Annotated in this window: 26 protein-coding genes and 1 riboswitch; of the genes, 8 read left to right on the top strand and 18 right to left on the bottom strand. The window is 38.1% G+C overall.

The features are described 5' to 3' along the window. Positions 1-7: 7 nt before the first annotated feature. A riboswitch (cobalamin riboswitch) is annotated at positions 8-190 on the bottom strand. A 105-nt stretch (positions 191-295) separates the two neighbouring features. The 5 genes from U9R83_RS01680 to U9R83_RS01660 all read right to left on the bottom strand — a co-directional run bounded on the left by U9R83_RS01680 (position 296) and on the right by U9R83_RS01660 (position 4,475). Next, positions 296-715, bottom strand: a complete 420-nt coding sequence (locus U9R83_RS01680; protein ID WP_014461895.1) for an organic hydroperoxide resistance protein — start codon at positions 713-715, stop codon at positions 296-298. A 152-nt stretch (positions 716-867) separates the two neighbouring features. Then, complete coding sequence (locus tag U9R83_RS01675; RefSeq protein WP_209368161.1) at positions 868-1,461, bottom strand: undecaprenyl-diphosphatase; 594 nt, start codon at positions 1,459-1,461, stop codon at positions 868-870. Positions 1,462-1,607: 146 nt separating this feature from the next. Beyond that, positions 1,608-2,540 carry an ABC transporter ATP-binding protein gene (locus tag U9R83_RS01670; protein ID WP_243550176.1) on the bottom strand — a complete coding sequence of 311 codons (933 nt, stop codon included), beginning with the start codon at positions 2,538-2,540 and terminating at the stop codon, positions 1,608-1,610. Position 2,541: 1 nt separating this feature from the next. Next, positions 2,542-3,225, bottom strand: a complete 684-nt coding sequence (locus tag U9R83_RS01665; RefSeq protein ID WP_014461898.1) for an ABC transporter permease — start codon at positions 3,223-3,225, stop codon at positions 2,542-2,544. Between the two features lie 35 nt (positions 3,226-3,260). Beyond that, positions 3,261-4,475 (bottom strand): DUF418 domain-containing protein, encoded by a 1,215-nt coding sequence (locus U9R83_RS01660; RefSeq protein ID WP_243550174.1) that lies wholly within the window; start codon positions 4,473-4,475, stop codon positions 3,261-3,263. A gap of 170 nt (positions 4,476-4,645) precedes the next feature. On the opposite strand from U9R83_RS01660, the gene U9R83_RS01655 reads away from it, so the two are divergent. From U9R83_RS01655 to U9R83_RS01630, 6 genes are all read left to right on the top strand, one after another. Beyond that, positions 4,646-5,371, top strand: coding sequence for a response regulator transcription factor (locus U9R83_RS01655; RefSeq protein ID WP_209368155.1), 726 nt, complete (start codon positions 4,646-4,648; stop codon positions 5,369-5,371). Next, on the top strand, positions 5,368-7,122 hold the full coding sequence (locus tag U9R83_RS01650; protein WP_115652942.1) for a sensor histidine kinase: 1,755 nt from the start codon (positions 5,368-5,370) through the stop codon (positions 7,120-7,122). Before U9R83_RS01655 ends, U9R83_RS01650 begins: the two co-directional genes overlap by 4 nt. Before the next feature lie 80 nt (positions 7,123-7,202). Continuing rightward, positions 7,203-7,895 (top strand): response regulator transcription factor, encoded by a 693-nt coding sequence (locus tag U9R83_RS01645; protein ID WP_028412498.1) that lies wholly within the window; start codon positions 7,203-7,205, stop codon positions 7,893-7,895. A gap of 3 nt (positions 7,896-7,898) precedes the next feature. Next, complete coding sequence (locus tag U9R83_RS01640) at positions 7,899-9,245, top strand: HAMP domain-containing sensor histidine kinase (protein WP_014461903.1); 1,347 nt, start codon at positions 7,899-7,901, stop codon at positions 9,243-9,245. 72 nt (positions 9,246-9,317) lie between these two features. After that, the gene (locus tag U9R83_RS01635; protein WP_014461904.1) at positions 9,318-9,890 is read left to right on the top strand and encodes a PepSY domain-containing protein; all 573 of its coding nucleotides are present in this window, start codon (positions 9,318-9,320) and stop codon (positions 9,888-9,890) included. Between the two features lie 135 nt (positions 9,891-10,025). Next, positions 10,026-10,562 carry a PepSY domain-containing protein gene (locus tag U9R83_RS01630; protein WP_014461905.1) on the top strand — a complete coding sequence of 179 codons (537 nt, stop codon included), beginning with the start codon at positions 10,026-10,028 and terminating at the stop codon, positions 10,560-10,562. Between the two features lie 37 nt (positions 10,563-10,599). Here the strand turns inward: U9R83_RS01630 and U9R83_RS01625 are convergent, their stop codons facing one another. From U9R83_RS01625 to U9R83_RS01595, 7 genes are all read right to left on the bottom strand, one after another. Next, positions 10,600-11,877 (bottom strand): DUF445 domain-containing protein, encoded by a 1,278-nt coding sequence (locus U9R83_RS01625; protein ID WP_115652940.1) that lies wholly within the window; start codon positions 11,875-11,877, stop codon positions 10,600-10,602. A gap of 127 nt (positions 11,878-12,004) precedes the next feature. Then, positions 12,005-13,360 (bottom strand): amino acid permease, encoded by a 1,356-nt coding sequence (locus U9R83_RS01620; protein WP_243550172.1) that lies wholly within the window; start codon positions 13,358-13,360, stop codon positions 12,005-12,007. A gap of 223 nt (positions 13,361-13,583) precedes the next feature. Then, positions 13,584-14,234 carry an amino acid ABC transporter permease gene (locus tag U9R83_RS01615; protein WP_014461908.1) on the bottom strand — a complete coding sequence of 217 codons (651 nt, stop codon included), beginning with the start codon at positions 14,232-14,234 and terminating at the stop codon, positions 13,584-13,586. A gap of 14 nt (positions 14,235-14,248) precedes the next feature. Then, positions 14,249-14,887 carry an amino acid ABC transporter permease gene (locus tag U9R83_RS01610; RefSeq protein ID WP_013055074.1) on the bottom strand — a complete coding sequence of 213 codons (639 nt, stop codon included), beginning with the start codon at positions 14,885-14,887 and terminating at the stop codon, positions 14,249-14,251. A gap of 74 nt (positions 14,888-14,961) precedes the next feature. Next, positions 14,962-15,777 carry a transporter substrate-binding domain-containing protein gene (locus U9R83_RS01605; RefSeq protein WP_042992369.1) on the bottom strand — a complete coding sequence of 272 codons (816 nt, stop codon included), beginning with the start codon at positions 15,775-15,777 and terminating at the stop codon, positions 14,962-14,964. Between the two features lie 21 nt (positions 15,778-15,798). Further along, positions 15,799-16,527, bottom strand: coding sequence for an amino acid ABC transporter ATP-binding protein (locus U9R83_RS01600; protein WP_115652938.1), 729 nt, complete (start codon positions 16,525-16,527; stop codon positions 15,799-15,801). Between the two features lie 469 nt (positions 16,528-16,996). Then, positions 16,997-17,518, bottom strand: a complete 522-nt coding sequence (locus tag U9R83_RS01595; protein ID WP_014461911.1) for a M15 family metallopeptidase — start codon at positions 17,516-17,518, stop codon at positions 16,997-16,999. A gap of 214 nt (positions 17,519-17,732) precedes the next feature. Between U9R83_RS01595 and U9R83_RS01590 the strand changes: the two genes are divergently transcribed. Then, entirely contained in the window at positions 17,733-18,386 is a 654-nt protein-coding gene (locus U9R83_RS01590) for a hypothetical protein (protein WP_243550170.1), read from the top strand. 40 nt (positions 18,387-18,426) lie between these two features. On the opposite strand, the gene U9R83_RS01585 is transcribed toward U9R83_RS01590, so the two are convergent. The 4 genes from U9R83_RS01585 to U9R83_RS01570 form a co-directional block, all read right to left on the bottom strand. Continuing rightward, the gene (locus U9R83_RS01585; protein WP_014461913.1) at positions 18,427-19,647 is read right to left on the bottom strand and encodes a multidrug effflux MFS transporter; all 1,221 of its coding nucleotides are present in this window, start codon (positions 19,645-19,647) and stop codon (positions 18,427-18,429) included. A 67-nt stretch (positions 19,648-19,714) separates the two neighbouring features. Beyond that, the gene (locus U9R83_RS01580) at positions 19,715-20,536 is read right to left on the bottom strand and encodes a MerR family transcriptional regulator (RefSeq protein ID WP_014461914.1); all 822 of its coding nucleotides are present in this window, start codon (positions 20,534-20,536) and stop codon (positions 19,715-19,717) included. 63 nt (positions 20,537-20,599) lie between these two features. Continuing rightward, a complete protein-coding gene (locus tag U9R83_RS01575) occupies positions 20,600-21,613 on the bottom strand; it encodes a nitronate monooxygenase (protein WP_243550168.1) in 1,014 nt (337 codons plus the stop codon). Positions 21,614-21,865: 252 nt separating this feature from the next. Beyond that, positions 21,866-22,930 (bottom strand): lactonase family protein, encoded by a 1,065-nt coding sequence (locus U9R83_RS01570; protein ID WP_243550166.1) that lies wholly within the window; start codon positions 22,928-22,930, stop codon positions 21,866-21,868. Between the two features lie 332 nt (positions 22,931-23,262). Here U9R83_RS01570 and map point away from each other — a divergent pair, with 332 nt between their 5' ends. Next, complete coding sequence (map, locus tag U9R83_RS01565; protein WP_014461917.1) at positions 23,263-24,009, top strand: type I methionyl aminopeptidase; 747 nt, start codon at positions 23,263-23,265, stop codon at positions 24,007-24,009. Between the two features lie 27 nt (positions 24,010-24,036). Here map and U9R83_RS01560 read toward each other — a convergent pair whose 3' ends face one another. Both U9R83_RS01560 and U9R83_RS01555 read right to left on the bottom strand, forming a co-directional pair. Beyond that, positions 24,037-25,842 carry a sensor histidine kinase gene (locus tag U9R83_RS01560; protein WP_042992372.1) on the bottom strand — a complete coding sequence of 602 codons (1,806 nt, stop codon included), beginning with the start codon at positions 25,840-25,842 and terminating at the stop codon, positions 24,037-24,039. Between the two features lie 23 nt (positions 25,843-25,865). Further along, a complete protein-coding gene (locus U9R83_RS01555; RefSeq protein ID WP_115652934.1) occupies positions 25,866-26,852 on the bottom strand; it encodes a BMP family ABC transporter substrate-binding protein in 987 nt (328 codons plus the stop codon). Between the last annotated feature and the right edge of the window lie 132 nt (positions 26,853-26,984).

The following is a 26,984-nucleotide window of genomic DNA, read 5'->3' as shown; positions in this document are numbered from 1 at the left end:
TAGAAGAGTCAAGTGTACAGAATAGGTAGGTCTCCTGGCTTGAGATCATCATTTTCTACCGCCTTCCCCGTTTTGAGTGACGATAAGATAGAAAACTCCCTGCTTACAGTGGCTGGACCGCTCGAGATTTGCACTCGATTCCCTGTTACCTCTTACGCTATGTAAGAGCACCTAAACTGTGCGAATGATTCATTTTCTTACTCATTATACTAGTACCGCTTACAAATGAATAGAGAAAATTCAAATAAAAAAGCCCTGCTAAGCTTTACATGCTTAGCAGGGCTTTTTAAAGCAATTAAATTACTTCTACCGTTACGTCTACGTTACCGCTGATTGCTTTTGAATACGGGCAGTATGAGTGAGCTAGGTCTACATATTTTTTCGCTGTTTCTAAATCTAAGCCTTCGATATGAGCTTCAAGCGCTACGGCAATTTTTACTCCTTGATCAGCTTTATCTGGAAGCAGCTGAACAGTAGCTTTTACTTCACTGCTTTTGATTTCTACGTTATGTTTTTTCAACATAAATTCTAACGCACTGTTGAAACAAGCACTGTATCCAGCTGCAAATAGCTGCTCTGGGTTTGTTGCTGTTGTTGCTTCTCCACCAAGTGCTGGAGGTGTTGCAACATCTAAATTAAAGATATTATCTAAAGAATGAACTTCTCCTGTTCTTCCACCTGTGTTAACGACTGTTGTTTCATATAAAGCTTTCATGTATAAATCTCTCCTCTTTTTTAGTAATTTTATTAAAAATTTTTTATTTATCGTTTCTGTAATTTAATTGTACACAATTTAATTTTAAAAAACAAGTATTAAATGCATTAAAAATTTCCCAATAAAAAAAGCCGCGTATTTGCGGCTTTTTCTTAATAATATTGAGACTGCCCGTCATAAGCTGATTTTCGAAAAATAGACAGATTGGTAATAGCTCTCATAATTTTGGTATTGAAAATAACATAATGAATAAACAACGCGAGCAAGCAGCCTAGAATAGCTCCTGTTAACACATCGAATGGATAGTGAACGCCAACCCATACGCGTGAAAATGCAATGAGTGCACCCATTACAACCCACATGCGCCCTGAACGTTTGAAATGTAGCCAAATGGTAAAAGTGATAACTAATGCAGACGTAGCATGATCGCTTGGAAATGAAGAATTCGCGGCGTGATCAATAAGCTGATTCACGTGGTGAGAGATAAATGGACGATCTCGATAAGCAAATAAACTAATCACTTTATTAATAATGACTCCTGTGGCACAAGCACATAAAGCTTGGAATGCTACAACACGGCTGCCGTTTTTATTAATAAGTAAAAACAAGCCGAGTAAAACAATAAGTACATACTGGGCATAATCTGCAAAGAATACCATCAGCGAATCTACAAACTTCACATGCGAGGCGTACTGATTCACCGCATGGAAAATGGTATAGTCTACTGAATTAATAGCTGATAACATAATCGAAATCCTTTCTTATTTTTAAATGTCATTAGCTATCTTATCAGTTTCTGAAGAAAATGAACATGTTTTTGTCAGAAGCTTCCTAACTGGTATTTATAAATAACGTAGTCAGGCTGAGTGGTAAGCCAACAGATTTTTGCCCATTAACTTACCTGCGAATGATCCACGATGTTTTTTTGCAAAAAGATTTCTTCTAAAGAAGGCTCTTCTACGTGAATTTGATAAATATCGATGCCGCATTGAATCAATTCGCGAATAATCAGAGGGATATTTCTCTCTTTTTGAAGCATCACTTTTGTGTACGTGTGATGGTATTCCACGTCCGGACTCACCGTACGGAAAAACTGTTGAATATATTCTTTATGACTGCTTGGGTAAGGATCATGTTTAATCATCACCGTTTTTTTCGCTTGGTATTGAAAACGCAGTTCTTCCATTGTCCCTTCTACTAAAATAACACCATTTTTCATAATCGCTACACGTGTACAAATCTTCTCAACTTCATTTAAATTATGAGACGTCATAAAAATTGTCTTGCCCTGATTTTGAAGTTCTCTTATTAATTCATGAATGTGGAGAGCAGATTCAATATCTACTCCAGAAGTTGGTTCATCTAAAAAGATAAGATCTGGGTCTGTTACAATCGCTTGAGCAATTCCTAACTTCTTTTTCATTCCAAATGAAAACTTTCCAACTTTCTGATGGTCATGTCCTTCTAATCCTACTTTCTTCAGTACATTACTACAGTGTTCTTTAGAAAAACGATGTCCGTTTATCTTTAAAAAATAGCGCAAATGATTGAGTGCCGTCATCTCATCATAAAAGGTAGCATAGTCAGGAAGCACACCTATTTTCTTCTGAAGCTCTAAATCAATATCACTCTGTCCCAGCAGCATAAATTCTCCTGCTGAAGGGAATGAAACGCCGGTAAGCATATTAATAAATGTAGACTTCCCTGCTCCGTTCCTCCCTAAAAATCCGTAAATTTCTCCTTGTGGGACTTGCAAATTAATACTATTAACAATTGTTTTAGATCCATACTTTTTAGTTAATTTACTTGTTTCAATAGCATACATATTATACTTCTCTCCTTTTAAAACTCCAAAGTGCCGTACATAAACAGAGTGCTGCAAAAATAAGAAGAACCGTTAAATACCCTTTCTCCAACTTTAAATAGTAGTAGGGTGTCACATACTTAAACCATGCAATGTACGCTTTTGATGAAAATATGCTCCATCCACTCAGTACCGGTAGAACAAACGATAAAATAATTGATAAAAACATAGTATGAGTTGGACTTGGTATTAAAGCTGAAAGCATTAAAACAAATGAAATGATACAAACGGTGAATAGCAGGCACTCTAAAAATATATAAAAAGAAAAATGATGCGAAATAAACCCAATCAGTAGAAAAGAAATAGAGATACAAACAAGCCAGAAACAACAAATTCCTAAGAATTTCCCTAGTACAATACGCTCTCTTGATGTTTTGGTAACTAAAAACCTGGCTGTTCTTGTTTTAATTTCTTGATTAATAACATTATGAGAAAGACTTGAAATAAACAAAGGTCCGAACCCGAGAAGCATCACCAAAATCCCCCCGTTGGCTCCATCTCGAATCTGTGCGCTCGTCAGTTGACCTCCAAGTTGACTAACTAGATGGGCTATTCCATAGGAAGCACCGCATACGATTAAAATAACGATAATTGATTTAACACTTTTAAATAAGCTTTGAAACTCTTTCACACTAATGGCCCACATTTCGAAAATCTCCTCGTAAATAAGTTTGACTGCTATCATCCAATAAAAGGATGATTTATTTCCTCCGGTAAAGCTTTTTTCTCTTTGGGCTTTCCGTTCCAAGAAAAATTTGTCCATATGCGCAGCAGCTTTTCCACCGGTCCAGTTTGGAATTTTTGCACGTACATATAACTGCCGATCAGCTGAATTCCGTATATACCGATGCAGACAAAAATCCCTGCTATCATGCCGAGCTTTCCGAAATAACCTAATCCATAACCGTAAAAAATCGTCGTGCATATAACCGTTTGCATTAAATAATTACTAAGCGATATCCTGCCTACGCTTTCAAAAGCCTTCATCAAAAATGACCTCTCGCATTTCGCATATACCCAAGCAAATCCTGCAATATAACCAAGAGATAGGAGACTCCCACCTAACATATGTGTAGAACCAGCCCAATTAGCATCTGGCCATACGTACATAGTTCCTTTTAACAGTAAGCTAAGCGGAATCAACACGGCCGCCCAACGGCCATACTGTTTTTGATTATCTGAGACGTCGTAAAACCACTTTTTCTTCCCTGCGTACATACCAAACAAAAATAAAGCACCCATTATAAATGGTGTAAACAAGAAGGCAAAAGCAAATTTATATCCTGCTATATTCATCGGATCAACGTTGTTGCGGTGGTCTTTAATTTGTTCATAAGTTCCACTTCCATACACATGAATCGTATCTTTTACGTATGTGGTAAGCGTTTGTTTATCACTAAGAAGATACATATTATCGTTTAATGAACCGTAACCAGCTGCTCCCGTAAGAACTAGTAAAATCGATGCCCATACCAACAGCGTTTTAGCTTTACGGTTTAAAAAGAAAACTAATAAAAATATCCCCATCATTCCGTAAAACGTAAGAATATCTCCTTCCCATAAAAGTACTCCATGCAGTAGGCCAAACCCTAGAAGCAGAAGAAAGCGGCGAAAGAAATGCCTTTTTACTCCTAACTGCCTTCTTTCTAAACTTTCTTTCATCTTCACCATTGAATAACCGAATAAAAAAGTAAAGATTGGCATAAAACTTTCTTCTACCGCGACTTTTAAAAAGACATAGGCTGCTGAATCACTTGGTGATAGCGAGAAGAGATGAATCATATCCTTTCCGTAAATACCATATTGAAAAATCAGCATATTCGCTAGTAAAATACCAAACAAGCTGAATCCTCTCATACTATCAATTACTTTAACCCGCCTAACATCATTACTCATCCTTTTAACTCCTTTACTATGTGTCTGTATATTTAGTATATGAAATGAAGTTTTCAAGAAAATAAACGGGAGATTATCTTTTCTTTAACATTTTCCAATTTTGTTAATCTTTTCGTAATGTTCTTATGCTAAAATCGAATACGTATGAAATGAAACAGAGGTGATTTATATTGGAAGATGCATCTATCTTGCTAGTTGATGATGAAATTGCTATTGTCAAAATGTTGGAGACAGTATTAAAAAAAGAAGGCTTCAACCAAATCTATAAAGCTCACACCGCTCAAGAAGCGCTAGATGTTTTACATAATAAAACGATTGATATTATTTTGTTGGACGTCATGCTTCCCGATAAAAGCGGATTTGATATTTGTCCTAAAATTCGTGAGCTCTCAAACGCATATATCCTGTTCATAACAGCCAAAGTATCTGACTTGGATGTGTTAACGGGTTTCGCCATGGGCGGAGACGACTACGTCACCAAGCCATTTAATCCTTTAGAGATTGCGGCACGAATTAAAGCACGATTGCGCAGAAAACAAACGCTGACGGAAAGAAGTCCTGTAAAAATGGAATTACAGCCTTCAAATCGCTATGAGTTTGATCGTTTTATTGTAGATGAATCCGCTGGAGAGCTCATTGTAGATGGTCAAACGGTTGCTTGCCCCGCACAAGTATTTTTGCTGCTACTTCATTTTTGTAAAAACATGAACGTGGTTCTTTCTAAATCACAGCTGCTTGAAGCCGTTTGGGGATATAACCAGTTCGTAGACGATAATACGGTAACCGTTCATATTCGAAGAATTAGAGAAAGAATCGAAGATAACCCTAGCAATCCAAAACATTTAGTTACGGTACGAGGGCTTGGATATAAATTAGTGAACGGCAAAGCCCTATGAAATCAATTAAAAGAAGGTTGACCTTTCATTTTTCATTTCAGTTTATTGCGATTATTGCATGTGTTTGCTGCGTTCTTTTTTGCGCTTTAATGTTTCTAGCTTATTACCTTTCAAAGCAAGATATAAAAAGAGACTTACCCTCTGGATCACTTAGCGTATTAACCGGGGATACAACAGTTGAAGGTGGAAAAGCAACCGTTTCAGATGATTTAGCAAAACAGCTTAAACAGGAAGGGTTATGGTACCAAGTACTGAACAAACAAGGAAAAGTAATTGGAGAAGTTAACTCCCCAAAAGACTTACCTAAGCACTACGGTCTTTCAGAGTTATTAGAAATGGATAAAACCAAAAAATTTAGAAACTATAATGTCGTAACAGAACTTGATACCTTTTTGACTACACCTACTTATTATATTTTGGGCTATAAAAGTGATTTAAAAGAACAGCTTCAGGCTTTGTATGGTAAATATAATAAAGAAAGGGTACCTCCCAAAAGCGATATCCCTCTTATCAAAAAGGCGTTAAAAGAAAAAGATGCTTCGCTTCAAATTTTAAATGAGAAAGGTGATATCTTAGCTTCAATTAGAATGCCTAAAGAAAAAACACGTTACGATCCTTTAGAAATTATTTCCCGAAAAATTGAACAAGATAAATATGATTCAACAGCTACTGTATTCCATGATCCAAAGAAGAAAATTTCATGGGTTTTTTACACTCCTAATAATTACCACAGTATAACCGATGAATCTATTATCCGAAAAGCTTGGATGATCTCCATCATCGTGGCGGTTTCTGTTCTTATAGCCACTATCACTTTCTCCATCTGGAACGCTTTTCGCTACGGTGGCCCCTTACTTCTCTTCACCAGCTGGCTCGGGCGCATGGGAAGCGGAAACTATTCAGAAGTGCTAACAGAAAAAGAGCGGAAGCGCGTCTTTCGGAAGAATGGAAAAGTACGCTTTCAATATCGTTTGTATTCAGAAGTAATCACAGCTTTTTATGAGATGGCGGAGCAGCTTAGCTTAGCTGAAAAAGAACGAAAGCAGCTAGAAACCACTCGTGAAGAATGGATGACTGGAATATCACATGATTTGCGAACACCCCTTTCGACGATTCAAGGATATGGTCATATGCTTGAAAGCGGCTATTACAATTGGAACGAAGAAGAGCTAAAAGAAATTGGCCAAACGCTGCGTGACAAAAGTGAATATATGGTGGGGCTTGTAGAAGATTTTTCACTGGCCTTTAAGCTTAAAAATAATGTGGTTGCCTTAGAAACGAAAAAAGTGGACGTTCATCAATTGCTTCAGCATATTGTTTTAAAATTCGTTAACGATCGAACTATTAAAAATGTGCAATTCTCTTATGTACCCGTTCACCTTCAACCTTTTATTCAAGCTGACCCGCGCTGGTTTGAACGAATGGTTGATAACCTAATCTTTAATGCTATTAAACATAATCCGGAGAACACCACTATTACAATTTTGACCGTTCTAAAAAGTGACAACGTCTTGATTACAATTCAAGATGATGGGATTGGAATGGATGAAGAAACGCAGAAAAATTTATTTGACCGCTATTACCGCGGCACAAATACAACCGAAAAAACAGAAGGTGCTGGACTCGGCATGAGTATCGCAAAGGCCATTTGCGAACTTCATAAAGGGCATATTGAAGTGAAATCCACTCCTAACCAAGGCACTGCCATTACCTTGCATATTCCTCTTTCAACCAATCAGCAGCCGGGCTAACCTCCAGCTGCTTTTATACACCTCAATCCTCTCCATGCTATAATGTACGCAACTATACATAGACACAAGGGGGAATTTTTTTGAGTAAAGGCAGAATTTTAATTGTAGAAGATGAGCGCAAAATTGCTCGTTTAATTCAGCTCGAACTTGAACATGAAGGCTATGAAACCGGCATGGCTTATACGGGCACAGAAGGATTGGCAGAGTTTCAAGAACACGATTGGGATTTGCTGCTTTTAGATGTGATGCTTCCTGAACTGAGCGGGCTCGAAGTACTTCGTCGCATTCGAGCAAACGATGATCAGACGCCCGTTATCTTATTAACCGCTCGAGACGCCCTTCCTGATAAGGTAAGCGGACTAGATTTAGGAGCGAACGATTACATTACAAAGCCCTTTCAAATTGAGGAGCTTTTTGCACGTATCCGCGTATGGCTTCGCCATCCTGCGTCAGCATCTCCTGCTGAAAAAGAAGCAGATACTCTGCAGCTAGGAACTTTAGTTGTTAATGAAAAAACGCGAGAAGTCACGCGTGAAAATGAAGCTATTGAGCTGACTCCTAAAGAATATGATTTACTTGTCTATATGCTTCAAAACAACAATCAAGTGCTAAGCTTTGAACAGCTTCTTACAAACGTATGGGGATTCGATTACTACGGAGACACGAATATTGTATACGTATACATTCGTTATTTGCGCAAAAAAATTGATGCTCCATTTTCAACACCCTACATTCAAACAGTGCGCGGCGTTGGCTATATGCTTAAGGAGTAGCTTATGAAACTGCAAACAAAGATTATCCTTACATCAACTGCCCTGCTTTTTATTCTCTTAGTAATTGCAAACAGTTCGATTTACTTCATTTTCAAGAAAACCATGGAAGACAACGCAATTGAACGTTTGCAAGCAGAAACAAGCAACGTAACAAATGGGCTAAAACAAACGAGTGCGACGGTTAAACAAGCCAATTTGCTTCGTGCCTATTTGCCTCCTAACGGGATGATTCGCATTTTGCCTAAATCAGGGAGTCCTTTAGTTGTATCGGTTACTGATCAAACCAAAGAACTTCAGGACTTACCTTATTCTTATTATTCAAATGAACAAACAACCATCAAAGAAGACGACGGCCACCTATACGCAATTTCGCATACTCCCGTCATTTGGACGGACGGCGAAGTTGTTTCTTTGGAAGTCACAGAACAGCTGGCAGATGTGGAACAATCTCTGCAGACATTAAAATTTATCTTGCTCATTGCCTCTCTTGTTATATTAATTCCGACCATATTTGCCGGACGGCTTTTAAGTAAAATTATTTTGCGGCCTATCAAATCTCTTATTCATACTATGGAAGAAATTCAAGTGTCTCGCACATTTAAAAAAATTGACCTCTCTTCTTCTTCTAAAGATGAGTTAGATCAAATGGCCAATACCTTCAATAATATGATGGATTTATTAGAGGAAAACTATAAAAAGCAAGAGCAGTTCGTATCCGATGCTTCTCATGAATTAAAAACACCGCTGACCGTTGTAGAAAGCTATGCCAATATGCTAAAACGATGGGGAATGAAGCGTCCAGATATTTTAGAAGAAGCCATCGAAGCCATTCACTCTGAGTCTTTACGCATGAAACAGCTTACGTCTCAAATGCTGGTGCTTGCGAAAGATGAGTCGCAGTGGAAGCTTCACATGGAACACGTAGATGCGGCGGCCGTCTGCAGACAAACAATCAAACATCTAGAACAAGCCTTTGAACGAACCATTTATTTAAACGTAAAAACCGATCAGCCCGTCGTAACAGCCGATGAAAAACGCTTAAAGCAGCTGCTGTACATCCTCTTAGATAATGCCATTAAATATAGTGAAAAAGCAGTGGAAGTAACTATAACAAGAAGTGAAAGCTTTATGATTACGGTCACAGATCAAGGAATTGGTATTCCAAAAGAAGACTTATCAAACGTGTATGAACGCTTTTTTCGCGTAGATAAAGCAAGAAATCGAGAAACCGGTGGTTCAGGGCTTGGATTATCCATTGCTCGAAAGATTGCAGAAACTCATAGCGGACGTATTGAGATTAGCAGCGATGAAGGAAAAGGGACATCCGTAACGGTTTGCTTTCCTCTTTAATTTCTCACCGTTTCTTAGAGATTTTTAAGAATTGCCTGCTATACTACTTTTTAAGATACTGGAGGTGAATGTATGAAGAAAACGGTGCTTTTTATACTTATTTTTCTTGCCGTTGGTTCAGCTTGCTTTTACGGAATAGCAAAAGCAGTGAATCGGCCTGATACACTTTTATCCGAATCGGACGTCAGCAGTATCATCCAGCAAAAATATGGCGGCACTATTGAAAATGCAAGCTTTTCTCAAAAAGATGATGAACCGATTTATCAAATAACTTTGCTTAAAGATGATATTCCATACCACATCACAGTAAATGGAAAAAATGGAGAAGTCCAGTCATTAATCAAACAAAAAGTAGAGAAACAAACGTCTACTCAAACTAAAAATGATACAGAAGAAGAACAAAAAAAGAGCGAGCAGCCACCAGTTTCTCCTACATCCGACGAGCCTCTCATTTCAATGGAACAAGCAAGAGATATTGCTTTACAAAAAGTAAAAGGAACGTTTTCCTCAGTTGAAATAGAAGAGGAAGAAGGCCAAACCTTCTACGAAGTCGAAATTGATCAGTCTAAAACAAGAGAAGCTAAAGTAATGATAAATGCTTACTCTGGACATGTAGATTCCATCACCTATGAAAATGATGATTAAAAGGTACAGCCGAAAGCTGTGCTTTTTCTTATCCATTTTTATTTATTTCTAAGAAAATTTTAAACTTCTTCTTCTTTTCCTTTAAAGTTCATTGGCTAAGATAGTCTTAACAACAAATCAAGGAGGCCGTAACATATGAAAGTTATTACAACCGTTTTAGCCAGTGCAGTATTAGTCGGTGGATTAGGTGCAAGTGCATATGCCATGACAGATCAGTCCAAAAGCAATGACAAGAAGCAAACCACAACGATTGAAGAAGCAAAGGCAAAAGACATTGCTCTTCAAAAAACAGACGGCGGTGACATTACAAATATCCAATTAGCCGTAGATGACGGCGTTAAACAATATGAAGTAGACATCACAAAAGGTAATAAAGAATACGATGTAGATATTGACAGCAGCAGCGGTAAAATCATTGAATTTGATGAAGACCCAAAAGATGATGATGAGAAAGAAGAGAATCTCCAAAATGCTTCCCCTGCCATTTCATTAGATCAAGCGATAAAAACAGCTTTAAAAAGTGCTAAAGGAACCGTTAACGAAACGGATTTAGACCAAGAAAACAACCGTTTAGTATATGAAATTGAAATTGACACTGCTGATCAACGTGAAGCAACTGTTTCAGTAGATGCGAAAAACGGTGACGTAATCAGTGTAGAAATAGATGATTAATAGAAAAAGCACGCTCCAAAAGGAGCGTGCTTCTTTTTTATACCGCTAATTTAATAACCGTTAATACAATACCAATCAAGAATCCACATAGAGCGCCGTTCACTCGAATCCACTGCAAATCTTTTCCGACATTGTTTTCCATCATATCCACAAGTGTTTCATCATCTAATTTATCTAAGTTTTCTTGAACAAGCTGTCCAATTTTCGAATGATTCTCGTCTACAAAGCCCATGATTTGCTTTTGAATAGCCGTATCAATTGCTTCTTGACGCTCTGCATCCGCTTCAAGAGCATTCAGCCAGCTCTCTACGTAAGGAACGGCGTAACTTTTCATAAATTCAGGGCTTTCAATGAATGCTGTCACTTTCGTTTTCATTTTATCAACGATTTCTGTTAATTGATTCGTTACATTTAACTCATTAATCGATTTTTGTTTCCATACTTCTAATTTTCCAAGAAGTTCTTCATTGTGTTCCAAGCCTTGCAGCTCTTTTCTAATTCCATTTACCAAAGCAAGGCGGTATTCATCATCTTCATTACGAAGACGACCTGTAATAGAAAGCAGTAGATTTTGCAAAATAGACCCTAGCTTCTCTTCGTTAATCATGCTTTGAAATGATTTGAGAGCAAATTGTAAAATACCGTCAAGCTCAATATTATCCAGCGCATTTTTAGCAATACTTCCGAGCTGATACTGCGTTTCTTCTTTTTTAATCCAGCTCTCTCCTTTATTTAAAAGAACATCGAGCGCTTTTTCATCATACTGATTTTTCACCACTTCTCCGACAATCGAATGCACGATAGGTTTTAACTCTATTGCTGAAAGCGATGATTTGAGCTCTTTTTCAATAATAGGAACTACTTTATCTGTATCCACACGATTAATCGCATCAACAAGCAGTGCTGTTCCTTTTTGTTGAATCGTTTCCGAATGAACACCTTTTCGAACAATCGGAAGCAAACGTTTTGTAAACGCAATTCTTTTTACTTTTTCTTGAATACTTTCTTTTGACAGCCAGTCGTTTTCAAGCGTTGAGACTAACCCTTTTGTAATACGCTGTCTGTTTTTAGGAAGCAGCGCAGTGTGTGGAATAGGAATGCCTAAAGGGTGACGAAAAAGCGCCGTAACGGCAAACCAATCCGCTAAGCCGCCGACTAATCCAGCTTCGAATCCACCTTGAAGCAACCGACCCCAAATTGAATCACCAAAAGGCATTGTCGCAACGAAGCCCACTCCCATAATCGCCAAAGAAATCGTGGCTAAGTGCTTTGATTTCTTCTTTGGGTTTGTTTTTAATACATTATTTGATTCCATTGTAGTCCTCATCCTTTATTTATTTAACTAAACATTTCATCTAGAAATATGTAACGTGATGCAGAAATTTCCGCAAAAAAAGAAAGACAAGCTTTCACCCTCGTCTTTCTAGTATATTGCCTTTTTGCTATACTTCAAACTTTTTTTCTTTTCGACTTTTGTTAACAAATGAAAAAATAAGGAGTACGACCAGGATAACCGCACATACGCTTGATCCAATCACATTGTTTTTGTTAAACATAAACGATACAAAAATAACAAGCAGTGCTGCTGTTGCAAAAAGAGTTGTATAAGGAAACCACTTTAATGCGAAAAACGGCTTTTCTTTATATCCTTTACGCAGCTTTAATTGAGCTAAACAAATACTCACCCAAATAAGAATGATTGTGAAACCAGGAATGGTCATTAAATAACTAATTACATTATCCGGCGTTTTATAGGCTAAAAACACACCTATTAAAATACAAGCAGCCGTAATCATCAAACCGTTAATCGGAATACCGTTTTTTGAAACTTTCAAGAAGCGCTTGGATGCTTCTCCGCTTTGAGCCATAGCATAAAGCGTACGCGACGTTGCATACATCCCTGAATTGGCTGCTGATAAAACGGCCGTCAATAAAACAAAGTTCATAATATGAGCCGCACCCGGAAGTCCAGTGATACTAAACACTTGCACAAACGGACTCTCTTGCCCTGATACAGAATTCCAAGGCATAAGGCCGCAAATAATTAAAATAGGCAAAATATAAAATCCAATCACTCGCCATACTGTGCCTTTGATTACTTTCGGTAACACATTTTTTACATCTTTTGTTTCCGTTACGGCCACACCAATTAGTTCAGCTCCGCCGTAAGAGAACATTACAATTAAAAAGGCACTAAGCACACCGCTCATGCCGTGAGGGAAAAAGCCTCCATGAGCCGTATAATTTGCCCAAGGATTTTGCACATCGCTTGGAATCACACCGAATAAAATACAAGCTCCCAAGATGATAAAAGCGGTAAGAGCAATTACTTTAATACCGGCAAACCAAAACTCAATTTCTCCGTAATACTTCACTTGAAATAAATTCATCCCTACAATCAGCACTGCACAAAGAAAGCTTAAGAGCCAAAGAGGTACAGAAGGGAACCAAAACTTCAAAAAGCTTCCTCCCGCAAGCAGTTCAACAACCGTCACGACAATCCAGTTTACCCAGTACAGCCACCCTACAATAAAAGAGGTTTGCGTACCGAATGCCTTATGCACTAAATTTTGTACGTTCATATTCGGATAGACAATTGCCATCTCCGCTAGTGCTGTCATTACAATAAATAAGATAAGACCGCCAAATAAATACGCCAGTACAACACTTGGTCCTGCAATACCTAGCGTATCAGCACTGCCTTTAAAAATGCCTGTCCCAATCATACCGGCAAGCGCAATGAGCTGCACATGACGAGGCAACAGACCTTTTTTTAAATTTTGATCTTGTTTTTCCATGATGCCCGTCCCTTCTGTTCATTTTACGTGTTAGTTTAACCAAATCACTTCTTGCGCAAAAACCCCTACCGGATATTCAGTAGGGGGTGAACCAACACTGTTTTTCTTCTCTATGATGAATGAAAATGATCTGATTTAACCACTGTTACTTTAGTCATTTTATGCGTTGAATTAATACATTGTCAATGTTATTTATTTTCCAAAAATAAAGTCAAAAGAGCCTCTATACTCTTTTGACTTCTAGTTTCCGTGCAATGATTGATAAAGCATAATTCACAATAAAATACATCATCGCGATAATCAAAAACATCGGCACCACATAACTTTGTTTCTGACCGTAAATAATTTGAGCATTATGCAGCAAATCAGGAAGTGCGATCACTACTGCAAGCGACGTATCTTTTAATAAGGAAATAAACTGACTAACTAAAGGAGGTACCATTCGCCGCAAAGCTTGGGGCAGCACAACGAAACGAAGCGTTTGATAATAGTTTAAACCTGATGAACGTGCCGCTTCGATTTGTCCTTTTTCAATTGATTTCAATCCGCTTCGGATAATTTCTGAAATCATAGCAGATTCAAATACAGTGAGGGCCACAATCGCTGCTGACGTAATTTCCATATCAATTCCGATTTCAGGTAAAGCAAAGTATGTAAAAAAGATGATTAAAAGCAGCGGCAAATTCCGGATAATTTCTACGACAAAAGCGAGTACATGAGACAGAACTGGAATGCGGGCATACCTTAAAATACCTACTATACTTCCAATAAGAAAACTTAACACAATCGAAATGAATGCCACTTTTAAAGTGACCCAAAATCCTTCCATTAAGAAGGAAAGGTGATCAGGAGAATAAGCACCCACAAAATCCATCACTTTCACTCCTTTCAGCTTGTTTTACCAAGACGTTTCTCAAGATAACCAACTCCTAAGCTCAACGGAATAGTTAGAACTAAATAGAACAGAGCCACAAAAATATACACATCAAACACTACGTAAGTTTGAGAGGAAACAAGATCCGCCTGATACATTAAATCAAAACCAGCAACAATCCCTAACACGGATGAGTTTTTTACTAAATTAATAAATTGATTCCCTAGAGGAGGAATGACGATTTTAATCGCTTGAGGCAATATAATGAATCTCATCGCCTGACCGTACGTAAGGCCAGATGAACGCGCCGCTTCAAGCTGCCCTTTTGGAACAGCCATAATTCCTGCTCGTATAGCTTCGGCGATAAAAGCTGCCGTATAAATAGTGAGTCCCAGCACTCCGGCTGCTGTACCGCTGATTCCCGCCACAATAAAAATAAAAAAGACGATAACCACAAGGGGAATATTCCGAATGAACTCTACGTAGACCGTACCAATTACATTTACTATTTTGAGAGGGGCTATTCGCATTACCGCAATGATCGTACCGAGTACAAAACTGGCCACTAAAGCGATCAGACTGGCGATAATGGTGTACTTAAAACCTTCTAAATAAAGATCCATATTGTTCGTCAGAATTGAAAAATCCAACAATTTTCTTCCTCCTTTCAACTAAACAAGCAGGATGAGCATAATGCTGCTCATCCTGAGAAAAGAAAACTGTACGCTTATTGTTTGATCCACTTGTCGTGAATTTCATCATATTTTCCAGAGTCTTTTATCTTTTTAAGCGCGTCGTTTAATGCATCTACAAGCTCTTTGTTTCCTTTTTTCACAGCAATGCCATAAGGCTCTTCTGTGAACGGCTTTCCTACTAATTCATAAGAAGAATCTTCATCAGCCATTCCATAAAGAATAGCATCGTCAGTTGTTAAAGCATCTCCTTGCTTAGATTTTAAAGCTGTAAATGCTTCTGCATAGTTTTCAAACTCTAATACCGTTGTCTCTGGTGCTTTTTCTCGAATATTAATAGCTGAAGTTGATCCTTTAACAGCCAACACTTTAGTACCTTTCTTCAAATCATCAACGCTTTTAATTTTACTGCCTTTTTTCACAAGAAGAGACTGGCCAGCTTGGAAATATACATCCGTAAAATCCACTTCTTTTTTACGCTCATCTGTAATGGTCATTGTTGCAACAACAGCGTCAATATCTCCTTTTTGAAGAAGAGGAACCCTTGTTTTGGACGTAACTTCTTTAAATTCTACCTTATTTTCATCTCCTAAAATCTCTTTAGCCAGCTGCTTAGAAATATCAACATCAAAACCTTCCACTTCACCCGTCTTCGGATTTTTTAATCCAAACAAACGCGTATCATTTTTAACTCCAATGACGATTTTCCCTCGGTCTTTGATTTCAGTGAGCGCATCTTTTTTAGCTGATGATCCACTCGTTTCTTCACTTTTCCCTCCACAAGCCGCTAACATCATAGCCGCTGCTAATGAAAGCACAGCTGCCTTTAAAAACGTTTTTGATTTCTTCATGTTACTCCCCCTATTAAACAATTAATGATTTAAAATACGGCTAAGAAATAAACGTGCCCTTTCTTCTTGCGGGTTTTCGTAAAACTCAGCCGGAGTTGCCTCTTCTAAGATTTTTCCATGATCCATAAATACAATGCGGTCCGCTACTTCTTTTGCAAACCCCATTTCATGAGTTACAACTACCATGGTCATTCCTTCTTTAGCCAATGTTTTCATGACATCTAGCACTTCTCCGATCATTTCTGGATCAAGAGCAGAGGTAGGCTCATCGAAAAGCATAATCTCTGGTTTCATCGCAAGTCCCCTCGCAATGGCTACACGCTGCTGCTGGCCGCCTGAAAGCTGGGATGGATAGGCGTTAGCCTTTTCACCGATTCCTACTTTATCTAAATAGTATAGAGCTGTTTTCTTAGCTTCTTCTGACGACTGTCCCAGTACTTTCATAGGCGCTAAGGTGATATTTTCTAAAACCGTTTTGTGCGGATATAAATAAAAATGCTGAAACACCATACCTATATTGCGGCGCAGTTTATTAATATTTGTTTTTTTATCTGCAACCAATATATTATTTACTGTTAACTGCCCATTAGATATTGTTTCTAAATAATTTATGCAGCGCAGCATCGTACTTTTACCAGAACCCGAAGGGCCAATTACAACGACCACTTCACCTTTTTTAATTGTTAAATTGATATCTTTTAATACGTGAAAATCACCGTAATATTTATTCACTCCCTCAAAAACAATCATTTTCTCCCTCCTAATCTGTAAAAAAATCAAAAAATGTTTAAATTTTTAAAATATGTTAAAAATTATATTCTTACCCTTAAAATAAAGTCAACATTTGACAAATTATCTCTTTTTTGTAATCAAAATGAACTATCTTCAAATAAAATATGCTAGAAAAATAAAAGGTTTTGTCGGCAGCTGCCGATATGTAAGTATACATTCGCTAGGCTGAAGGTACTTGTATAAGCTTAATCAATAGATTATATTAGTTAACGCATATCTTTATACGAATTGTCTTTCGTTTTTATGAAGCAGTTCTCTACAATCCTACCTCTTACTAACTTCCTGTCCGCATTTTTGTTATATCAATATATAAAAATCTAATATCTATAAATTAATAAAAAAAGAAATTACAAGTCTCAAGTCGTGTTAGAGGTTCTGACATAAATATAGTGAAATTATATTACTCATCAAAAAAACACACGCTTTGTTAGCGTGTGCGGTTTGTTATATTTTCCGGACTCATTTGAAAATGCGGATAGTCTTTAAAACCTTGCCAGTCTCCTCCCCATTCGAACCCTAAATTTTTTGCGATGTCTACAACTTCCATCCAATCAGATTGATTATTGTTATTACCGTCATATTCCATATCCCAAATAACTCGTCCATCTTTTAACTGAATAGCAAAATCAATAGCTAATCCATAGTTATGATAAGACTGGCCGCCCTTTGAGTAGGTAACAATGTTACCTTCTTCCGTTCTGCCTTTTGCATACAGCCTATCTTGTTCTTCTTTTGAACGGAAACCTTCCGTAATTACAATCGAGATTCCTTGGTCACTTGCTTGTTGAACAAGTTTATTTTTCTTTTCTTCTACGACAGGATGCAACTCAGTTGCTCCTGAAAAATCTTCTAGCGTTGGACCTGGCTTTAACTCATCGCGAAACAAAAATACCAGGCTTACCGCTATCACAACTATCAAAGCTATTGCCAATTTTTTAAGAACGTTCATCTATATAAAATCTCCATTCTTTTATGCTATTACTTAGATAAAATCATATCGAATTTCATTTTGTTATCCAATAAAAGAGCTGTAGTGTTCAACAAACGTCTATATTTTTTCGTTTTTTATCTATTTTCACCATTTTTTCACTATTGGTGGTTACATTAACAATTGTGGACAGCTCTGTACCACACCCCTATAACTTTTAAGGAGTGACAACAGCATGAAAAAGAAACTATTCGGTTATATCATGGCAAGCGGTTTAACACTAGGAGTTATGGCCGCTGCAAACTCCACAGCATTTGCAGCAAGCAAAGATGAAACAAACTATTCAACAGTTGTAGAGCGAACAAATGGCAGTACAACAAATACGGATGATGCAACACAACAAAAAGTTGATGATATTATGAAAAAAGCACAGGAACAATTACAGAAACTCGGCGTAAGCTTACCTCAGCACAAAGAAGGCCCCTTCAGCAATCTAGATGCTGCTACGAAGAAAAAAGCCAAAGCTATTATGGACCAACTTCGCGACGGCACGCTAACTAAGGAACAAGCTGAAGCCAAATTAAAAGAACTCGGCGTAGACTTTCCTGAACATAAAGGCGGTCCTTTTAGCAATCTAGATGCAGCCACTAAGAAAAAAGCCAAAGCTATTATGGATCAGCTTCGCAACGGCACGCTGACTAAGGAACAAGCTGAAGCCAAATTAAAAGAACTTGGAGTTCAACTTCCTGCTAAAAAGAAAGATTTTCTAAGCGGGTTAGATGCTGAAACAAAAGCTAAAGCCGAAACCATTTTAGAAAATGCCAAAAAAGAAATTCAAAAACTTGGCGTTACAATGCCTTTTGAAAAGCACGAGCACAAAGCTCAATAACTAAAAAAGCTACTTGGCTGTTGAAAGCCAAGTAGCTTTTTTATGATGCAGTTTTCCTTCTCACTAACGTCATGTACACACCTAATGCTAATAAATCACAAACCATAATCACAATGCCCATCGGCAGAGCATTTTGCCCTCCTCCAAGTCCAACAAGAGGAGCTACGGCTGCTCCGAGCAAGAACGGAAGCAATCCTAGAAGCGCTGAAGCACTTCCCGCGTTCGAAGCTTGATTTTGCATAGCAAGTGAAAAAACGGTTGTGTTCACAATTCCTACGCTTGATACCACAAAGAAAAGCAAGATGCAGACTAAAATAACGGACATGTGAGTAGCAATCACCGCTACTAAAAGTACGCTTCCAACGGCTGCTTGAAGCAATCCATATATAAGAAGAGTAGCTTCTTTTACTTTCCCAGCTAAACGTCCTGTCACTTGAGTAGCTATAATGAGACCAAAACCGTTAATAGCAAAAACAAAGCTGAACATCTGCGGAGACAGCCCGTAAATGTCTTGAAGAACAAAAGTAGAACCTGAAATATAAGCAAACATAGCACTCATAATAAAACCTTGCGCCAGTGCATATCCTACGAAGACACCGTCTTTTAGCAATACGCCAAATGTACGCAGTACTTCGGTTAATCCGCCTTCTTTACGGCGTTCGACCGGCAGCGTTTCTTTTAAGCCAAATAAAACGGCAAAAAACATTAGTGCACCAATTACAGCTAACACACCAAACACTCCGCGCCACGACATAACCGTCAGCAGCTGTCCACCGGCAACCGGAGCTAAAATAGGAGCTAAACCATTTACGAGCATAAGCATGGAGAAAAACTTTGTTAAATCCGAACCCGAAAACAAGTCTCGTACGCTCGCTCTTGAAATAACCATTCCTGCTGCTCCTGCCATTCCTTGAATAAATCGCAAAACGATAAAAATCCAAATAGAAGGCGCAAACACGCATAAAATAGATGCAACCGCATAGGTGATTAATGCTGCTACAAGCGGCTTTTTCCTTCCGCGAATATCACTGAATGGCCCCATAACCACTTGCCCAAATGCTAAGCCCAATAAGCAAGCTGTCAGACTGACCTGGGCTAAAGAAGCTGAAGTATGCAGTTCTTTCGCAAGCGTCGGCAGCGCTGGCAAATACATATCGATTGATAACGGTCCAAATGCGCTTAGTGAACCCAAAATTAAAATAAATAAAATGCGATTTCCTCGGCTTAAAGACATTCCTTGGGAAATACTTTGCTGATTCATCTATTGTTGTCTCTCCCTTCAGCAGTTTTACAATAGTCTCATCTTAAACCCTCCAGCTACTGGATAGTCAAGACGTAATTCGAATTTGAATTTCAGTCAGCCGCTCTTCTTCATGATGTGAAATAAATGAATCTACAATCCGCCGAATTAAGAAAGGACCTTCTGCTTTGTATCCTTCCGCTTTAATAAAGTTCAGTAATGCATCGTAATAGACTCCTGTGGTATCTCTTTTTTCTCTCATATAAATAGATGCGTAATCGCCTTCAGGTATTAACGTAACGAGTTCATGCTTAAAAGAAACATCGCTTTCGACTAATAAAAAAATGCCATCGTAATCTGTAAATTGTTGTTTTTTCGTGTTTTCTACCGATAGCATAAACCCTACTTTCCCAATCATAATCGGGGTAATATGGCTGATTTTCTTTTTTAAATCACGCAGAACACTTTCAGTCCCGTCTAACGTACCTACCTCTGCTTTTACTTGAACAACTTCACGAGAAGGAAGGTATTTGATAAATGGGGCTCCTATTTGGTTAATATGTCTCGTCTGTTCTAATTCCTTCATTCGAGTTGTTAACTGCACATTCACTCTTTGAAGGTGACGAATTTTTTCTTTTGTTACCTGCTGATATTCCGCTAAGGTTTCAATAAATTCATCCAAGCTGCTATGCTCCATCTTCCTTTTAATTTCTTTTAAGGGAACTCCCATCAGCTTTAGATAGACAATGATATCTAATTTCTTAAATTGCTCTAACGTATAGTAACGATATCCGGTTTGCTGATCAACTTCGTAAGGCTCAAATAGACCAATTTCATCATAATAACGGAGTGTTTTAATCGGAATATCGTGCAGCCTGGCCATTTGTCCAATTGTAAATTTGTTTTGCACTATAAATTCACCTTCTTTATGTAAAGCTGCTCGCACTCACAGCAAGCAACACCATCATTCTCATCATTTATTTAGTTCTTGTATAAGCTCTTCCACAATAAGATGCGCAGGCAGTTTTTTTGCCATCGCAAACCCGGTTCCTGCCCACAAAGAAGTGTACTCTGGATTATTCATTTGTGTAGCTTTTGTTCGAATAGGCTTTGTCATATAATGAATATGAGGGTAAGCGGATGGTGCCGATTTATCATAGGAAGTAAAAAAAGAATTCACAAATCCTCTAGCACATTTTCCTGTAAAAGCTCGTGTGACACCTGTTTCATTAAAACGCTTTTGAAGAATGCTTTCTTTATGAAGAGCACTCGCTCCGCTTTCTGGACAACAAATAAAAGCTGTACCTAACTGTGCAGCAGAAGCTCCTTCTTGTAACACGTGTTTAATGTCAGACCCCCTCATCAACCCTCCCGCAGCAATCAATGGCTTTTTAGTGATTAGACGAACTTCTTTTAGCAAATGCATAAGCTGATAGTCCACCGAACTCTCTAAAAAAGTAGACCGGTGGCCGCCGGCTTCAATTCCTTGCAAACATAGCGCATCCGCTCCTGCTCTCAAAGCCACTTCCGCTTCTTGAGGTGTTGTAACCGTAACGAAAACACGGCTTCCAATTCCTTTTAAACTTGCTACAATCTCTCGATCCGGGCACCCAAACGTAAAGCTCACAGCAGGTACTCGATGTTTTTGAATGATGTCGAGCTTGGCACTCCATTCATCATCATCATTCTTTGGTATACCAACTTCACACTCCAAATATTCAGCTGCTTTTAACAGTTCTTTTTGATAACAATCAAGCACTTCAACTGCTACTTTTTCATTTGTGGGAACAAACAGATTCACTCCAAAAGGTTTTTTCGTAAGTGAGTGCATCTCTATAATTTCCTGCTCCAATTCACGCGCACTTTTATATCCCGCAGCTAAAAAACCTAGCCCTCCGCTATTAGATACAGCGGCAGCTAATTTAGGCGTCGAAACTCCTCCTGCCATGGGAGCTTGTACAATTGGATATGTACATATACCTTCCACACTTCTCACCTCGCCCTTTCATGCGTTCTCTCTTCATTCTACTACAACCCCAGAAAAAAAAAGCCCTCCAAAAGGGCTTTTCTTCCATATATAGATAGATTATAAATAATGCTAAGGAACGCCCACTACCTGACTATTACCTCAAAGGTTCACCTATGCGGATGGCACTAACCCTGCAAGGGGAGTGACAGCCGCTTAGGTTTGAAAGCGAGACCTGATTGTTCTTTGATCAGGTCTTGCTTTCTACATCGATTACTTATAGTGGAGGAACTTTACGCACACAGCTTCTGGAACCGTAACGTTAGATTGAAGAAGCGTTAGCTTTCCACTTTCTTGGTCTCTTTCAAACAGTACCAAGTTTCCTGTTTCTTGATTAGACGCTACAATAAATTGTTCCGTTGGATCCAAAACAAAATCGCGCGGCCAATCGCCTTCAGTACCTGTCCATTCTACGAACGTTAACTGTCCAGAATCCTGATCTACTTTGAATGTTGCAATCGAGTTATGTCCGCGGTTTCCTGCATAGACAAAGCGACCATCTGAAGAAATGTGGATCGCACTCCCTTGATTATTTTCTGTAAAATCAGCCGGGATCGCTAAAGTAGCTTGTTGTTGAGTAAAGCTTCCTTGGCTTTCGTCATAAGTTAAAAATAAAACTTCAGAGCTGAATTCTGTCATTGCATACGCATAGCGGCCATTTGGATGGAACGTTAAATGTCTAGGGCCCGAACCAACAGATGTAGAAAGGCTGTTGACTTCCTTCAATTTATTCTCTTCCACTTCATATGTCACGATTTCATCAATACCTAAGTCCACAACGGCCACGTGCTTTTCTCCAGGAGTAAAATCGGCATAGTGTACGTGTGGTTTTCCTTGTTGTCCTTTTTTGAGATCTGAATGAGGATGTTCCACTACGGATGCTACATATTCAATTTCCCCTGTTTCTTCATTAACAGAATACGTCTCAACGCTCCCTTTATGAAAGTTAGCAGATAAAACAAGCGTATTATCTTCATTCACTGAAACATAGCAAGGAGGCGCGCCGTCTAGCAGCTGTTTGTTTACAAACTTTAGTTGACCCGTGTTTGGATCAACCTTAAAAGCAGCTACTCCGCCTTTTTCTCCTTCTTTAATAACTGTATAAAGATGTTCGTTGTCTTTGCTTGCATTTAAGTATGTAGGATTTTCAATTTTAGCCACGGCTTTTACTTCTACAATCTTTTTAGCCTTCGTATCTAACGTAAATGTATAGACACCTTCACTGCCTGCTTTTGTATATGTACCTGCAAATCCAATAAATTTTCCATGTTCACTCATTTTCCTATACCCCTCCTAAAGAATTGTTCGTTTCATTTATTTTACTATATCATACCGCATTTGTTATAGAGAATGCTCCAATTCAACGTTCATTTATCAGTTTTCCCTACATGCCTATCGTCAAACCCTTCCTTTTTAAGCCTGCATCTTGCATTTTCCTACCATTGGGCGTTATGATTAAGGATGATTTTATATCGCCCCATAGCAGACGGCTTCTGTATTTCTTGGATTTTCAAATAAAGAAGAATGAACTGATGAATAGTCGACTTTTATCGCTATAACCACTGCTCAACTTTTTTCGTAAAGTTACATCAAAAAAGGAGTGAACAACAATGATCACATTAAAAAGTGAACGCGAGATTAATTTAATGCACGAAGCAGGTAAATTATTAGCTTCTTGTCATAAAGAAATCGCTAAAATGATCAAACCAGGCATAACAACAATGCAAATTGATAAATTTGTTGAAGAGTACTTAGCACAGCACGGAGCAACGCCGGAACAAAAAGGATACAAAGGATATCAATATGCAACGTGCGCTTCTTTAAATGATGAAATTTGCCACGGTTTTCCAACAACTAAACCGTTAAAAGACGGTGATATTGTAACCATTGATATGGTTGTAAATTTAAACGGAGGCTTAGCGGATTCCGCATGGACTCACACCGTTGGAGACATTTCAGACGAAGCACAGCGTCTAGTAGATGTTACATACGAAGCGCTTTTAAAAGGAATCGAGCAAGCACAGCCAGGAAATCGCACAGGTGACATTGGCCACGCTATTCAAAGCTATGTAGAAGGCGAAAAGTTCTCTGTAGTACGCGACTTTACAGGGCACGGAATTGGAAATACGATGCACGAAGCGCCTACCATTCTTCACTATGGAAAAGCTGGCAAAGGTACACGTTTAAAAGAAGGAATGGTTATTACAATTGAGCCAATGGTAAACGCTGGTACATGGCACTCTAAAATGGACAAAAACGGCTGGACTGCTCGTACAACAGACGGTAAGTTATCTGCGCAATTTGAACATACACTTGCGATTACGAAAAACGGTCCTCTTATTTTAACAGCACATTAAAAAAACAGCCCTTTTGAGGCTGTTTTCTTAATGTAGAGGAAATTTAATAACAAAAACTGTGCCGCGGGAAGAAGTAGATAACAACTTGATTTGTCCTCCGTGACTTTCTAGAATACGCTGAGCAATTGGCAGACCAAGACCTGTTCCACTATCTTTTGAAGTGGAAAACGGCTGGTATAGCGACTGCCGCATATGTACAGGGATTCCCTTTCCTGTATCCTCAATATATAGACAATACCTATCTTCATGGATCTGCGAGTAGATTGTAATCACTCCTTCTCCATCCATGGCTTCCATACTGTTTCGAATTAAATTATGAAGAACTTGTTTGATTTGTTTTTCATCTACCTTTAATATATACGGCTGCAGTTTCACATCAAAGATAAGCTTATCTTTTTCTGTAAATTTGCTTGAGCGAGTAATCAAAGGCAATAGCTCATCAATAATATCCTGCATGCTGACTTTTCTCATCACTGGAGTTCCTGGTTTTGATAACAACAGCATTTCTTCAATGATGTAATTAATCCTCTCTAGCTCTTTCATAAGCAGCGGCAGATAAAAACGCTCTTTCTCTTCATCGGAAAGAGACTGATTCATCAGAGATATAAACCCGTGAATTACGGCAAGCGGATTACGAATCTCATGAGCGGCTCCAGCTGCAACTTCTCCAACAATGGCAAGCTTCTCAGACTGATGCATTCGCTTTTCTAATTCCTCCGTATCTGATATATCAATGAAATAAAAAATTCTTCCGATGCTTTCGTTCTGTTCATTAAACAGCTGCGTTTGAGAAACTAAGAAGCAATAGCAAGCCTCTTTCGTTCCAAATAACACTTTTTTATTTTCATGAATTTCTCCCGAATTCAACATGCTCCAAAATTCAGTATTATATTCAGGACATTCCTCCATATACTCGCAAATATCCTTTTCATCGAGATCTAAAAACTGCTTTGCTGAGGTATTGGCAAATATACTATTTGTCTCATCTTCCATTGTAATAATTCCAACAGGCAGTGAATTTAAGATCTGCTGACGATACGCTTTATCTTTAATGATTTTCCAAAATGAATCTTCTAAACTAACCGACATTTGATTAATAGAAGCCGAAAGCTGCTTCAGCTCAATTTGCTTTGTGTCTTGAAGAACAAGACCGTATTCTCCGTCTGCAATGTCATTCACCTTTTCAATCATTTGTTCAATTGGTTTCGTAAGGCTCGCACTCATGCGATAAGAAACATAAAGAGAAGCCACAATAGCACTTACTGTTAAAATTAATAGTAAAATTAATGAATCTTTAATAATGACAGACAGTGTATCTGATAGTATATCAAGTGAATCAACCGTCTCTTCTTTTGAACTATTAATATCTTTTTTTATCTGATGCAAATCCGGCAAATAATTTTCCTTAAGATACTCTTTTGCTCCCTCTATATCTCCATACTTCAGCAGTCCTTGTACGTTATTAGAAATCTTAAAATCCAGCAGCTCAATTTTTTCCTTCAGTGGAATCAACGATTTTGGCACAGGCTGCTTATATCTTTCATTATTTTCGATAACTCGTGTATCATATGATTGATATTCTTCTATCAAAGAGACAGTGGGGTTCTTTAGATTATTTTTCACAATGTATTCTTTTATGTTCAGCTGCTCTTCCCAATAAGAAAGCCACACCATTTGAGGAACATCTTCATCTTTAATTTCGTTGCTTACATGATTCATTTTATCAACGGCATGAACTAAAACTAAAGAGAACCCGCTTAACATGAATGTAATCAAAAGAAGAATCGTTAATATTTGGCTACGGAACGACATGTTGCGAAATAATTGATTCATAATCATCTCTTTCTTTTTCATAGTTACTTCGGCTGAGTAGACATTCTAACTTTCGAATATAAAATTTGTTTTTCCCCTTTACTGTACATCGGTCCAAAAGGCGCTAGTTTATAAACACCGTCCCTGGCGTCAAGTTTAACTTCTCCAGTTGGAAGACCTGTTTTACTAAAATAGTCTTTCATAATCACGTTGTAAGCTTGAGGAACATCATTGATCACACTGGTTAAAATAACAGACCTACCCATGTACGCCTGATCATCTAAATATCCTATTACGTACATTCCTTGTACTTTCGCTTCTTGAATAACTTCTTGATTATACGAATTTCCTTTAGCATAGACGATATCGACGCCTTCATCTTTTAACTCACGGAGCAGCTTTACTGCTTTTACTCCATCGTCTCGGCTGTTTACAACTCGATAATAAAAAGCAATTGAGGAATCAGACGCTTTTATGCCTTTTTCAAACCCTGGATTTTTTTCGCGCGCTTCAAATGCATCAATTAATCCAATTTTTTTCGTTTTTGTCTTCATGGCAGCTGCCGTACCTGCCAGATACTCTATTTTTGTTTGATCAAATGTATATACCGTTTGGTTTTTATAAGTTGAAGTACCGTGAATGGTGACGAAATGAACATGAGGATACTTAGGAGCAAGTTCTGTAAAAACGGTAGAAAATTCTCTTCCATGTCCAATTACGACTTTTGTTCCATTTTTAATAACTTTTTCAGCTGCTTCCTTCATTTTTTGGTTCGTATTTACTTCGCTAATAACTTGAGCTGAAACAGGATACTGCTGCTCGATGTTGATTTTTCCTTTATAAGCTAGACTGCCCCAGCTTTGATCCGTCAGTACATCAGAGGTGAGAATTGCAACGCTTGTGTTTTCTACTTTTTTTGTCGTTTGCTGACTTATAATCCCTTGTGTTTTCGAAATAATAATAATTAAAAACGAAGCGATAACAATCAGGGCAAGCAATAAAATCAGCCTTAACTGTCTTGATCGTTGCATAGACCTTCTCCTTTTTGTTTAGCATACTTTCATTATATAAAAAAAGCATCTAAAAAGACTACATCTTTAACGAAATTCCAACTTTTTTCGACATTTCTTTCATATCTTACCTTTTTTAACACTTTCACACCA

Origin of the sequence: Priestia sp. LL-8 (genome assembly GCF_036227845.1) — a bacterium.
Lineage (GTDB): Bacteria > Bacillota > Bacilli > Bacillales > Bacillaceae_H > Priestia > Priestia zanthoxyli.
The sequence above is the reverse complement of the archived record's forward strand: the minus strand, read 5'-3'. Positions and strand labels throughout refer to the sequence as shown.

Bases quoted from the DNA above. Each gene is read 5' to 3' on its own strand.
- U9R83_RS01585 (WP_014461913.1), bottom strand. From the start codon at position 19,647: ATGAATCAGCAAAGTATTTCCCAAGGAATGTCTTTAAGCCGAGGAAAT.
- U9R83_RS01605 (WP_042992369.1), bottom strand. From the start codon at position 15,777: ATGAAGAAATCAAAAACGTTTTTAAAGGCAGCTGTGCTTTCATTAGCA.
- U9R83_RS01650 (WP_115652942.1), top strand. From the start codon at position 5,368: ATGAAATCAATTAAAAGAAGGTTGACCTTTCATTTTTCATTTCAGTTT.
- U9R83_RS01675 (WP_209368161.1), bottom strand. From the start codon at position 1,461: ATGTTATCAGCTATTAATTCAGTAGACTATACCATTTTCCATGCGGTG.
- U9R83_RS01595 (WP_014461911.1), bottom strand. From the start codon at position 17,518: ATGAACGTTCTTAAAAAATTGGCAATAGCTTTGATAGTTGTGATAGCG.
- U9R83_RS01590 (WP_243550170.1), top strand. From the start codon at position 17,733: ATGAAAAAGAAACTATTCGGTTATATCATGGCAAGCGGTTTAACACTA.
- U9R83_RS01560 (WP_042992372.1), bottom strand. From the start codon at position 25,842: ATGAATCAATTATTTCGCAACATGTCGTTCCGTAGCCAAATATTAACG.
- U9R83_RS01600 (WP_115652938.1), bottom strand. From the start codon at position 16,527: ATGATTGTTTTTGAGGGAGTGAATAAATATTACGGTGATTTTCACGTA.
- U9R83_RS01635 (WP_014461904.1), top strand. From the start codon at position 9,318: ATGAAGAAAACGGTGCTTTTTATACTTATTTTTCTTGCCGTTGGTTCA.
- map (WP_014461917.1), top strand. From the start codon at position 23,263: ATGATCACATTAAAAAGTGAACGCGAGATTAATTTAATGCACGAAGCA.
- U9R83_RS01620 (WP_243550172.1), bottom strand. From the start codon at position 13,360: ATGGAAAAACAAGATCAAAATTTAAAAAAAGGTCTGTTGCCTCGTCAT.
- U9R83_RS01570 (WP_243550166.1), bottom strand. From the start codon at position 22,930: ATGAGTGAACATGGAAAATTTATTGGATTTGCAGGTACATATACAAAA.
- U9R83_RS01680 (WP_014461895.1), bottom strand. From the start codon at position 715: ATGAAAGCTTTATATGAAACAACAGTCGTTAACACAGGTGGAAGAACA.
- U9R83_RS01555 (WP_115652934.1), bottom strand. From the start codon at position 26,852: ATGCAACGATCAAGACAGTTAAGGCTGATTTTATTGCTTGCCCTGATT.
- U9R83_RS01630 (WP_014461905.1), top strand. From the start codon at position 10,026: ATGAAAGTTATTACAACCGTTTTAGCCAGTGCAGTATTAGTCGGTGGA.
- U9R83_RS01640 (WP_014461903.1), top strand. From the start codon at position 7,899: ATGAAACTGCAAACAAAGATTATCCTTACATCAACTGCCCTGCTTTTT.
- U9R83_RS01670 (WP_243550176.1), bottom strand. From the start codon at position 2,540: ATGTATGCTATTGAAACAAGTAAATTAACTAAAAAGTATGGATCTAAA.
- U9R83_RS01660 (WP_243550174.1), bottom strand. From the start codon at position 4,475: ATGAGTAATGATGTTAGGCGGGTTAAAGTAATTGATAGTATGAGAGGA.
- U9R83_RS01625 (WP_115652940.1), bottom strand. From the start codon at position 11,877: ATGGAATCAAATAATGTATTAAAAACAAACCCAAAGAAGAAATCAAAG.
- U9R83_RS01615 (WP_014461908.1), bottom strand. From the start codon at position 14,234: ATGGATTTTGTGGGTGCTTATTCTCCTGATCACCTTTCCTTCTTAATG.
- U9R83_RS01665 (WP_014461898.1), bottom strand. From the start codon at position 3,225: ATGTGGGCCATTAGTGTGAAAGAGTTTCAAAGCTTATTTAAAAGTGTT.